This window comes from uncultured Nostoc sp. (assembly GCF_964247315.1).
GTDB lineage: Bacteria > Cyanobacteriota > Cyanobacteriia > Cyanobacteriales > Nostocaceae > Nostoc.
Map to the genome: position 1 here is coordinate 84253 of NZ_CAXTTT010000007.1, position 11248 is coordinate 95500.

Sequence of the window (11248 nt, forward strand, 5' to 3'; positions counted from 1 at the left end):
AAATTTTAATCTATATTTCTTGAACTAAAGATAGAATGAACCTACCAACTTTTTGCTAATGATGTATAGCTGATAAGCAACAATCATTTTTAGAGTCAATAAATTTTGTACTTTTCTAATAATCAGAACTAAGTTGTTAAAAAATATTAAAATTAAGAAACAGATATTTTTATCAGCTCATGGCTACCCGGTTTACTGCCTCTCAATCGGTTGAAATCGCTGTTCCAGAGCAGCCTATTCCCATTCAGCACTACTTGCGTCAGCCTCAACGTCTGGTTAAGGCTTTGGTTGACAATAGCCGGATTCAGCAACTTTCTGAGGAAGTATTTCGCTTGAAAATGCGTCCGCTGACTTTTATGTCATTGAGTATTCAACCTACTGTAGACATGAGAGTCTGGGCAGAATCAAATGGAATAATTTATTTGCGATCGCTAAAGTGTGAAATTTTAGGTTTCGAGTATATTAACCAGCGCTTTGCTCTCAATTTAGAAGGGTATTTGTCTCCCAAAGACTTTAGTACTGGCACTCGCCTGCAAGGAAAAGCTGATTTAGAAGTGCTGGTGGATTTCCCACCGCCATTTTCCTTCACTCCTAAGCCGATTTTAGAAGCTACTGGCAATGGTTTGCTCAAAAGCGTGCTGTTGTCGGTCAAGCAACGTTTATTAAATCAACTTTTGACGGATTATCGTTACTGGGTAATATCACAAACTAAAGATAAAGGGCTTGACAGTGATACTACTGAATTACCAATCCTGAATGCTGAGTAATTATTAATCACTTAACACCCAGACCTTTGATTTGACAAGGACGAAAAGACTGACGATGTAGGGGCGAAGGGCCGTATTGTTGCAAAGCCAGCAAATGCCGCTGGCTACCATAACCCTTATTACACTCCAGGTTGTACATAGAGTATTTTAGTGCTAGACGCATTATCAGATCGTCACGCCAAACCTTAGCGACAATACTAGCAGAGGCAATAGCGAGCGATCGCTCGTCCCCTTTAACTATTGTTTGTTGCGGCAATAGCAAATCTTTGATTGACTGATTGCCGTCAATCAAGCAAAGTACAGGCTGTACCTTTAACTTCAGTACAGCCCGTCTCATTGCTAACAGCGTTGCTTGCAAAATATTTATCTTGTCAATTTCGGCAGTAGAAGCAAACCCTATTTTCCAGTCTATAGCTAGCTCACAAATTTGCTGCGCTAGCTGAGTTCTCCGAGAACTAGACAACTTTTTACTGTCTTTAATTTTAGCTGCTATCAGTATTGGCAAAGCGCGATCTGGTAGGATCACTGCTGCCGCCACCACAGGGCCAAACAGAGCGCCTCGCCCTACTTCATCCACACCTGCAACCAACCCTGGAATCCCTGACAAGGTAGAAAACTCCAGCCAAGTGGATTGTTCCAAAGGCGTTGGCGATATTTCTACCATAAAGTAAATTAATTATCCTCGATCGCTGAGGAACGACGGCGGCGGCGACGGCTGGCAGTGGCGCTGCTATTAGCTTCGCTTTCATCGGCGATCTCGTTCTCAGCAGCTTTCGCAGACAAGCGTCCCGAAGGATTCACAGTCAACTCCGATGGTTCAGTTGTCTCTTCGATCAAAGATTTTTGTTCTGGCTCAATAACTTTTGGTGTCGGTATTTTGCTTGTAGTTATTTCAGGTGTGGCCTTTTGGGGAATAGTGATTATTTCAGGTGTTGCTTTTTGGACAATAGTTGATTCTGAGGTTGATTCAGTTGGGGTCGTTGGCTGTTGACCGGGCTGAATCACATTAATAATCACAGACTTGGTATTTTTAACCTCTTGCTCTAACTTCACCAAAGGAGATATTCCCATCAAAGCAAATATATCCTGTTCTTGGAGGCTCATTTCTACAGTTCTAATCTCCGGTGGTTCTACCACTGGCTTAACTGGTTCTGCCTTGATAATTTTAGTGCGCTCTACTCTTTCACTCCAACCTGGTTTACCAAGAGTGGGTGAGGGAATTTCTGGTGTAACTCCTATTTCTGGTTCCACATCCAGGTCTAGGTCTGGCTCGTTAACAAAAGCTAGGGGATTGGGAACAATCCGAGATTCATCTTTCCCGTTTAACCCATTAACACCAATTCGACTGCGGCGAGTCCGGGTACGGCGCTTATCATTAAGTTCTTGATAACTAGGATGATTGATCAGATTGAGGTTGCTCAATTCTGAGTCGCCATCAAATGCTTCCCCAAATCCATCATAGGTTTCTCGTGGTTCCGGGATGCGGGCAGATGGCTGACGTGGTTCTCGGTGAGGCAAGGATACAAAACGCTCGCGCTCTGGTGTCTCTGCCGGTATCGGTAATCGATTTTCGAGTTCTCCAGGCAGACGCACGGTATGTCCTAAACCGCCACAGGTGGGGCAAGTTTCACCAAACAATTCATAAATATTTTGACCCTGACGTTTGCGGGTCAATTCTACTAAACCTAGTTCGGTAAGTTGGGCAATCTGAGGACGAGCTTTGTCTGCTTTGAGTGCTTTATTAAAGTGTTCGAGAACTTGCAGTTGGTCGCGTCGCGATTCCATATCGATAAAATCAACGACGATTACTCCGGCGATATTTCGCAGACGCAACTGGCGAGCAATTTCTGTTGCTGCTTCGCAGTTTGTCCACAAAACTGTTTCTCTAGCTGTTGCCGATCGCGTGAAGGAACCTGAGTTAACATCGATTACGGTTAATGCCTCCGTCGGTTCGATGATAATGTAACCGCCAGAAGGGAGGTCTACCCTTGGTTTTAGGGCTTCTCGAATGGCAGCAGTGATGCGGAAGTACTCTAAAATTGGGGAGCGATCGCGATGATGGTCAATCAACAATCCCTGCGGTGTTTGACCGCCACTCCAATTCTGCAAGTACTGTTTGACACGCTTCAAACCAGTACTAGAATCTACGACAATCCGATTGACATCCGCGCCGTACATATCCCGCAATACACGCTGGATAAAGTCATCGTCCCGGTTAAGTAGTGCTGGAGCACGGGTGGAATGAGCTTCCTGCTGGATAGCCTCCCATTGCTTTTGCAGTAACTCCAAATCTTCCATAATCGCTTCTTCGGGTTTGCCTTCTGCTTCTGTACGCACAAGCAAACCCATTCCCGCCGGCTTGACCAAAATCGCCAGCGCTCGTAAACGGTTGCGCTCACTTTCACTTTTAATCCGTCGGGATAAATTTACGCCCCGACCATAAGGCATTAGTACTACGTAGCGTCCGGGTAGAGTAATATTACCCGTGAGCCTGGGCCCTTTTGTCCCCGTTGGCTCTTTCATTACTTGCACCAAAACTTTCTGTTGTGGTGTCAGTAGTTCTGTAATTGCAGCTGCGGTACGCTTGAGCTTCAATGGCCCCAAGTCGGTGACGTGAATAAAACCGTTGCGCTCTGGGTCGCCAATATTGACAAAAGCCGCATCTATCCCAGGTAATACGTTTTCTACTACTCCTAAATAGATATCACCTATTTGATGATGACCTGTAGCAACAACAAGTTCCTGTATTTGATCTTCAGAAAAAACCGCAGCAATTTGGTGCTGCTCCGCAATGATAATTTGTTTTGGCATTCAATTTCCTCAAAAATTGGCAGCACTTACAGGTTTGAGGTTTGTTGTATCAAGTCCGGTTAATTACTTAATAATTCAAAACTACCTGCGTCTCCGCGTCAGTTTTAATTACCAGTGCTTCTCGGTTTGATATTATACTTCTGCTGCCCTCACAACCCTCAAAAGGCGCTACTGATAATAAAAATCGCAAATCTGAGCTTCTAAGTTAAATAGCTATTGGCGCTCTTAAGAGCGTTTTTATGGCTGATTATTCCAGAACTGCTGCATATCGTTTAAGCAATTAAATCAACCGTCGCGGTTGATTTGTGATGCAATACCCTCAATCAAGAGAGTTTTGAGTTGAAAGTTCTAAATCCTGAGTGAGCATTTTAACTCAGGATGCTTTATTTGAGAGTAACCTACTGAATTCGTTAAGAAAAAGAAACTATTTCTATTTTCCATTCCCCGGATTTATCTTAGGGTTATACTCAGCAGCGCCAGTTACTACCCTACCTTGAGCCGCTCTAGCCTAAGACAAGCAGCGCTTTGCGCGTCTGGTAAACGTCTACAAGTCAGCAAAACCGACAGTAGTTGCTTTAACTCTAAAAAAAGTAATGCACTAGCTCTTGGGCACTACGTGGATTAGACATTCAGCAGTTGTTTAAAAAGCATGGATTTAGAGAAGCTAACCGAGCCTGTTGTTAGTTACTGATTCACAAGGTAGCTATAGAGAGAGTGTGCATTCTTTAATCTGCTTTTTGATTTGTCTAGGATAAAATCCTAGAAGTTGCACTCTAATATCTTTGCTTTCGCCCCCTGAATACCAGGGTAGTGAACCAGCTAATTCAATGCAGCGCCAGAAAATTTCTCTTCACCCTATTCTAACGCAACCTTGCTAAAAATCAATTCCTACGAGCTGCCATCTTTGGACAACTACTAGCAAGTTGCCCTATAGGGATTATACCCTTAAAATTAGCCGATTGCGGTGGATATGCAGCAGTTGAAATTCTACATTAGCCACTGTCTCTAGCATAAATAGGATTTGTTCGGGACGCAATAGCAAACCGTCCTGGCGATAGCTACCTAGATAACGGATTACAGACGACATAGATTCTGCAACGCTTTTGTGGGTTTCTACTAACTCCAGTTTAAATAAGCGATCGCGCAGATTTATTAACTGGCTCTTGCCTGATTTAGTTATTTGCTCGTACCAAAGTTCCTCTTTTGCTTTGATTGTATCAATCCAGTTTTGCCATTGTATGGGTGTTGTTTCTGCAAGTGCTGCTACAGTAATTAAATACTCTGCGGACTCTAGCAGTTGGGTAGCGGCACTAGCTTTTAAATCTATCTGCTCCACATTATATATAGGTATATCTGTGGGCATTTCACGAGTCAACTTTTCTCGGAAAGTATTAACTTCCACTGGCACAGTTAACTCAAAATCTGCAATTTCACCGCTGCTAGTAGCCCCTAGAGCCAAAGCAGTTGCTAGAGAAATCCGTGGCATTGGGTGAAACCCACCAGTAAAAGCAATTGGTAAGCTTGCTCGCCGCACAACTCGGTCAAACAGACGGATTAAATCGAGATGGCTCATCAAAGCCATATTACCTTGTTTTCCAAACCAAACTCGCAGTCTTTGCGCCTTAGTTGTGTTGGGGACAAACTCACCAGCAAATTTTGGGATGGCAGGTGATTCAATCACGATATTATGCCCAAAATCGGTGCCACAGACGCCACAATGAGAACAACCTTCAAAAGAGCAGTCGGGTACAATTGCAGCTTCTAGAGCGCGTTGCAAGTCTTCTTGAAGCCACTTTTTGTCAATCCCGGTATCAATATGATCCCAAGGTAAGGGAATATCGAGGGAGGGAGTGCTGAGTAGGGTATTCTCCTGTGCTTCTCTGCCCTTCTTTGCTTCTGCGTGAAACAAATTCCATTCGCCATTTTCTACTTGGCGATATTTCCAATCTAAATCGGCTTGGGCGATCGCAGACCCCCAAGCACTAAAAGCCCGATCTAAATTTTCATACCAGGAATCCATACCTGCACCCAATTCCCAGGCACGGCGGACTACTTTGCTCAAATTGCGATCGCCTCGTCCCACAAAATCTTCCATTGCCGAAATGCGGACATCGGTAAAATTTACCTTCACTGCCTTGATTCGGCGGAATTCTTGCCGCAACAGGTTTTGTTTTCGCTTAAATTCAGCGGTAGAAACTGAGTGCCACTGGAATGGTGTATGCGGCTTGGGCGTAAAGTTAGAAATTGTCAGGTTAAAGTTTAGGGGTTTTCTGCCCTTACCTCGACATTCTCGCTGTAACCAGCTTACTGTTTCGGCAATGCCTAAAACGTCAGCATCCGTTTCACCCGGCAAGCCAATCATAAAATACAACTTGATTTTATCCCAGCCTTGTTCCCAAGCGGTTTTTACTCCCCGCAACAATTCTTCATTTGTCAACCCCTTATTCACAATGTCTCGCATCCGCTGAGTACCAGCTTCTGGAGCAAAAGTTAGTCCACCTTGCCGCGTACCTCCCAGAATATTGGCAATATTCTCATCAAATCTGTCTACCCGTTGGCTTGGTAGAGTCAGAGAAATATTTTCATTTTTTAAGCGATTTTTGATTTCCATCCCCACTGCTGGTAGGGACAAATAATCAGAACAACTCAGAGATAGGAGGGAAAACTCATTGTAACCAGTTGCCCGCATCCCTTGTTCAATTGCTTCTACAACCTTATCGGGTTCTACATCCCGTGCTGGTCGAGTTAGCATTCCTGGTTGACAGAAGCGACAGCCACGAGTGCAACCACGCCGAATCTCAATACTCAAGCGGTCATGAACTGTTTCTACATAGGGAACTAACCCGATAGAATATGCTGGTATGGGAGTTGCAACCCGTCGCAGAATTCGTTTTGGCACATCCGGGCGACCATGATGAACTGAGCCATCCTCTGCCATATCGTAAAACTGAGGGACATATACGCCAGGTATCTGTGCCAAATCAAGTAACAGATGTTCTCGACTCAATCCTGCTTGTTTGCCTTCTTCCAACACCAAACCAATTTCTGGCAGTAGTTCTTCTCCATCTCCAAGGGCAAAAAAGTCGAAGAAGTCAGCATAAGGCTCAGGATTCGATGTCGCTGTCTGCCCACCAGCAAAAATCAACGGAAAGCATGACTGGGTATCGGTAAGTTTCCCCCTGCCCCCCTGCCTTTCTTGCCACGTCAATGGAATTCCAGCCAAATCCAACATTTGGAGGATGTTAGTTGCACCCAGCTCGTAACTGAGGCTAAAGCCTAAAATGTCGAATTCTGTCAGCGATCGCTTTGACTCTACCGCAAACAATGGCGTATTAGTTTCGCGTAGTTTGGCTGCCAGGTCTTTTCCTGGGAGGTAGGCGCGATCGCACAATTGACGCGGTTGGGCATTCAAGATGTTATAAAGAATGATGTGCCCTAAATTAGATGCACCGACTTCATATACTTCTGGGTAGGTTAAAACCCAACGTATTGCTGCCGGATTCCAAGGTTTGTGTACTGCTAACAGCTCGTTACCCAAGTAACGGGCTGGTTTTAAAATATCTGACGTTATTAATCTTTCAACTGCAACAACCACTGTGCTATCTTCTAGCTACCTTAATTACAGCTACCCAACCCCAACATTAGCATTGAATTTGGTCTTATAACAAAGTTTATCGTTGCAACTTACAACTCCTTTACAAAAAGCCCATTTATTGCGCGAACCTTTGTGCTTTTACATAAAGTTATGTTTGGCCCAATTCGGCTTCAGTGTCTAATATTTCAAATACCCTATCGAGTTGCGTCAGTTCAAAAATAATTCTAATTTGTGGAGCAACAGCGCAAAGTTGGCAACTTCTTCCTAAAGTAAGAGCCAGCTTGTGTGTAGATAACAATGCCATCAACCCCGCGCTGTCTAACGATTCTACTGCCGCGAGGTCTACTACCAAGATGGAAATACCATTTTGTGCCAACGCTGTAGTCATATCTCGTTCAAATTCCAAGGCGTTTGCAGCATTTAAACACCCTTGGGGGCGAATAACTGCAATCTTGGGATAGTTAAGCACTGCTTGCATAGTTACATCCTATTAAGAATTTTGAAGCGTCAAGCTAAGGATTATTTGAACATAAACTCTATTTTGTTGCATCGACCATACGTCTTAGCTCTCTTTGCTGAATCTTTATTGCTTTAGTATGTCTGTTTAAAGATTGTTATAATTCCAGGTTAAAATGTGTTTATATATACTTTTTTTTTATGTCAGTTCAAAAACAATCAACTATAGACGGTCATAGAGCAGATAAATTATCAGTAACTATGCTGGTAAACCTTGCTTAGTCTATAACTAAAGCTAATTTAGCCAAGTCTTAACGGTAGGTTAAATCTCCCACTTTAGCGTTGCTGATGGTATACAGCAAAGTCATAGTGAATTATCTAGTTAACTAATTAATTTGTGATATATATCACTACTAAGTTAGTATTTGGATCGCTCTTTATACTGAGACCGATCTGGGATGATTAGTGTCATATTACAGTTGGGTTATTATTTATGAGAACTCAGTACGCTATTCGTAAATTAGTAGAAAAAGCTCTTGACATTAAAAAACTAACTCCTGAGATAGAGAATGAAATCAACTCAGAACTGACGGAACTGGGTTACATTTCTGATGTTGATTACGAAGCCCTAGAATTATTAATGGCAGAGATGGATGCTGGACGAATCCAGTTGGTTCCTAGCCTGGGATTTTAAAATAATTCATAATGACGCTCTCTACCAGACGCTGCACTAACGTAATGACACTCTCTACGAGAAGTTGTGTATAGCTTGCTTCTCTTTAAGGGTACGAGAACTCCCTAACATAATTCGTAATTAAATTTAGCAAGGGGACAAGGAAGACAAGAAAGAATTATTGAAGAAGTCTCTACGTTGTCTATTCTCCATGCTCAATGCCCAATGCCTTCCAGAAGTGCTGAGTGGGGAATCTCACTTCTTTACTCGCTTGCCGAGGAACTCGAAACGGGCTAAACGCCCCGCTGACGCTAACGGAACTGTTTTGCCCGATGCCCAATGCCCAATGCCCAATACCTGATGCCCAATCACTAATCCCCAATCCCTAACCCCTCTTGATATGCTTGCCAAAGTTGGTGAATAAACTGATTGAGTTGCTGCTTGGCGACTGAATCAGGTTCAGTTTTTGGCTCTTTTGCTAAAAGTTGGCTCAAGAAGATAATTACTTCTGTGTCTAATGCTGGGCGAAATAAATTGGCAGGCCAAAGTAAGTCAGATGCATCTCGCAAATCAGTAATTAGGGGTGATTCTTCTATGAAAGTAACCATTAATAAAGGACGCACCCAGCACAACTGCCGGGAAACTACAAATTGAATGACTTCTGCATACAGGTTCCTGTCGCCATACTCTAAAGACACAATTTGTCCCGCTTGAAGAAAATCTAGGCTCATGTCCATCTTGGGCAGGGGCAAGGATTATTTTGCTTGCAACTTCCTTAATCTTAAAAGGGAAAATGCGCTACGTTTAAGGAAAGCTTCTGTAAGATTAGGGTAGCACTCTTATGGCAGCCATGTCTTAGACGTGTGCCTTATCAAGTGGCTACGCAAAACTAATACAACCAATCCCTGGCAGCCAAGGGTTTTCCTAGCATAGTATCTGAGCAGAAATACTATAGAATAGGAAAATAACTATTGAGCGATCGCTAGACAGAGATTTTGTTGTAGTGAAGTAACGAGAAAAGAGCAAAGAGCCGTGTCAGTTGAAACCATTGAAAAGCGTTCCACATCCCGCAAGCTCGCGCCTCGCTATCGCGTTTTGCTCCATAACGATGACTACAACTCTATGGAGCATGTTGTACAGTCACTAATAGCCACTGTACCTAGCCTTACCCAACCCCAAGCTGTGAGCATCATGATGGAAGCCCATACTAACGGGCTGGCTTTAGTCATTACTTGCGCTCTGGAACACGCTGAGTTTTATTGCGAAACATTGAAAAGTCACGGTTTAAGTAGCACGATTGAACCTGATGAATAGTTAAATAATTCGTAATTCGTAATTCGTAATTCGTAATTAAAGAGGGTACAGCAGCCCACGCTGAATTTTTAATTTAGTAGACAGTAAGACAGTGGAAAGTTCAGAGCTAACACTGATTGTAATTACGAATTACGAATGATTTTGATCTGTTTGGTATGAAAAAAAACCTTGTCCGTTTAGCTGAACGCCCTGCCCCTATTAGGCTGGGTGCTTTTATTTTGACTTTATTGTTGCTATGGTTGCCATTGGCTACACCAATATACTTACTAGTGCATGATTCAAACTTAGAAAGTATATTGACACTGGTATTGTTATATGCAGTATTTATTTTTATTCTGAGATTATGGGGTAAATATGTCTACCAGCAGCCTCAAATTCTGCGGCATTATGGCTTAGAATTCACGCGGCAAAACGGTATGGATTTGCTGCGTGGCTTGGCTCTGGGGATAATTAATATTCTGATACTTTTTGGGGTAGAAAGTTTGTTGGGTTGGTTGGTGTGGCAACAACCGAAAGTTTTTTTGCTGAAAGTGATTTTAGAGGGTTTACTTGTTGGCTTAGGTGTTGGATTTGCTGAAGAATTGTTATTCCGAGGCTGGTTGCTAGATGAATTACAACGAGATTACAGTCCGCGTGTGGCACTGTGGATAGATGCAACTGCGTTTGCTACATTGCACTTTATTAAACCTTTGGAGGCAATTATTCATACACTGCCGCAATTTCCAGCTTTAGTACTGCTGGGGTTAACGCAAGTATGGGGAAAGCGTTGGCGTAGGGGACGCTTGGGTTTACCAATTGGTTTACATAGTGGTTTAGTTTGGGGTTACTACATTATTAATGTGGGTAAATTAGTGAAATATTCTGGCCAAGTTCCTGATTGGGTAACTGGTGTGAATAATAATCCCCTGCAAGGAGTGATGGGGGTGTTGTTAATGAGTGTACTGGCTTTGTGGATACGAGGGCGAACAGCAAATTGATAAAATATTTAAAAGATAAACATTATTTATCCGTGCCAATACTGCTTTTATAATATTAGGGTAAAGTCAGCATAACTTTTATTGACAGTAAGTATTTGTTCTAAATACTATTATCTAGTAGAACAATTATTAAATATTGCTGGTTTACTATGAAATGGAAGCAAGAATTAACAAGATTGTCTTTTAAATTTACATCAAAATTGTGTGTTCAAGTTATATGCACATGTGTTGGGTCTGTTGTAGGTGGTTTCGCAGGTGGAGCAGTTGGATTGACTTTAGGAGAATTTATTGTTTCCGGACTGATTAAAGGGATAGCAGATACTGCTGGTGAAGCTGCCTTTGAGTCTGCTGGTGAATTAATTGGAGCTACATTTGGTGTGTTAGTAGGTGAGGAACTCGCGGAAGTTATTAACAGCGATAACAGCAATATAGAAGATGGTAGTGAGCCAGATGCTGTAGTCTAATTATGATTTAAAACAAGCAATTAATAAGGGAATACTGAGGTTTTATATTCAAAGCAGCTAGAGAGGCATTAACTAAACTCAGCCGGATAGTTATTTCTCCGACTGAGTTTTAACTAAATACACTGCTTTGCATATAAATGCAGCAATTCCAAATTCAAAAATTTAAGAGGAATCAGTCGCCGGAGAGCGTG

Annotated in this window: 11 protein-coding genes; 5 read left to right on the top strand and 6 right to left on the bottom strand. The window is 42.6% G+C overall.

Annotated elements, in window-relative coordinates; translation table 11 throughout:
• Window positions 1-179 precede the first annotated feature (179 nt).
• A complete protein-coding gene (locus ACFE93_RS04170) occupies window positions 180-767 on the top strand; it encodes a DUF1997 domain-containing protein (protein WP_375472137.1) in 588 nt (195 codons plus the stop codon).
• Window positions 768-774: 7 nt separating this feature from the next.
• On the opposite strand, the gene ACFE93_RS04175 is transcribed toward ACFE93_RS04170, so the two are convergent.
• The 4 genes from ACFE93_RS04175 to ACFE93_RS04190 form a co-directional block, all read right to left on the bottom strand.
• Window positions 775-1431 carry a ribonuclease HII gene (locus tag ACFE93_RS04175; RefSeq protein WP_375472138.1) on the bottom strand — a complete coding sequence of 219 codons (657 nt, stop codon included), beginning with the start codon at window positions 1429-1431 and terminating at the stop codon, window positions 775-777.
• Between the two features lie 8 nt (window positions 1432-1439).
• Window positions 1440-3578 (bottom strand): ribonuclease E/G, encoded by a 2139-nt coding sequence (locus ACFE93_RS04180; protein WP_375472139.1) that lies wholly within the window; start codon window positions 3576-3578, stop codon window positions 1440-1442.
• A gap of 937 nt (window positions 3579-4515) precedes the next feature.
• Window positions 4516-7173, bottom strand: a complete 2658-nt coding sequence (locus tag ACFE93_RS04185) for a TIGR03960 family B12-binding radical SAM protein (protein WP_375472140.1) — start codon at window positions 7171-7173, stop codon at window positions 4516-4518.
• Between the two features lie 148 nt (window positions 7174-7321).
• Complete coding sequence (locus ACFE93_RS04190; protein ID WP_375472141.1) at window positions 7322-7651, bottom strand: STAS domain-containing protein; 330 nt, start codon at window positions 7649-7651, stop codon at window positions 7322-7324.
• Between the two features lie 471 nt (window positions 7652-8122).
• Here ACFE93_RS04190 and ACFE93_RS04195 point away from each other — a divergent pair, with 471 nt between their 5' ends.
• Window positions 8123-8323, top strand: coding sequence for a hypothetical protein (locus ACFE93_RS04195; protein WP_094349495.1), 201 nt, complete (start codon window positions 8123-8125; stop codon window positions 8321-8323).
• Window positions 8324-8504: 181 nt separating this feature from the next.
• Here ACFE93_RS04195 and ACFE93_RS04200 read toward each other — a convergent pair whose 3' ends face one another.
• The gene (locus tag ACFE93_RS04200; RefSeq protein ID WP_375472142.1) at window positions 8505-8684 is read right to left on the bottom strand and encodes a hypothetical protein; all 180 of its coding nucleotides are present in this window, start codon (window positions 8682-8684) and stop codon (window positions 8505-8507) included.
• Window positions 8674-9039 (bottom strand): hypothetical protein, encoded by a 366-nt coding sequence (locus ACFE93_RS04205; protein ID WP_375472143.1) that lies wholly within the window; start codon window positions 9037-9039, stop codon window positions 8674-8676. The genes ACFE93_RS04200 and ACFE93_RS04205 overlap by 11 nt, the downstream gene beginning before the upstream one ends.
• 295 nt (window positions 9040-9334) lie before the next feature.
• On the opposite strand from ACFE93_RS04205, the gene clpS reads away from it, so the two are divergent.
• The 3 genes from clpS to ACFE93_RS04220 all read left to right on the top strand — a co-directional run bounded on the left by clpS (window position 9335) and on the right by ACFE93_RS04220 (window position 11057).
• A complete protein-coding gene (gene clpS / locus ACFE93_RS04210; RefSeq protein ID WP_229451116.1) occupies window positions 9335-9616 on the top strand; it encodes an ATP-dependent Clp protease adapter ClpS in 282 nt (93 codons plus the stop codon).
• A gap of 155 nt (window positions 9617-9771) precedes the next feature.
• Complete coding sequence (locus tag ACFE93_RS04215) at window positions 9772-10593, top strand: lysostaphin resistance A-like protein (protein ID WP_375472144.1); 822 nt, start codon at window positions 9772-9774, stop codon at window positions 10591-10593.
• A gap of 269 nt (window positions 10594-10862) precedes the next feature.
• The gene (locus ACFE93_RS04220) at window positions 10863-11057 is read left to right on the top strand and encodes a hypothetical protein (protein WP_375472145.1); all 195 of its coding nucleotides are present in this window, start codon (window positions 10863-10865) and stop codon (window positions 11055-11057) included.
• The last annotated feature ends 191 nt before the right edge of the window (window positions 11058-11248 follow it).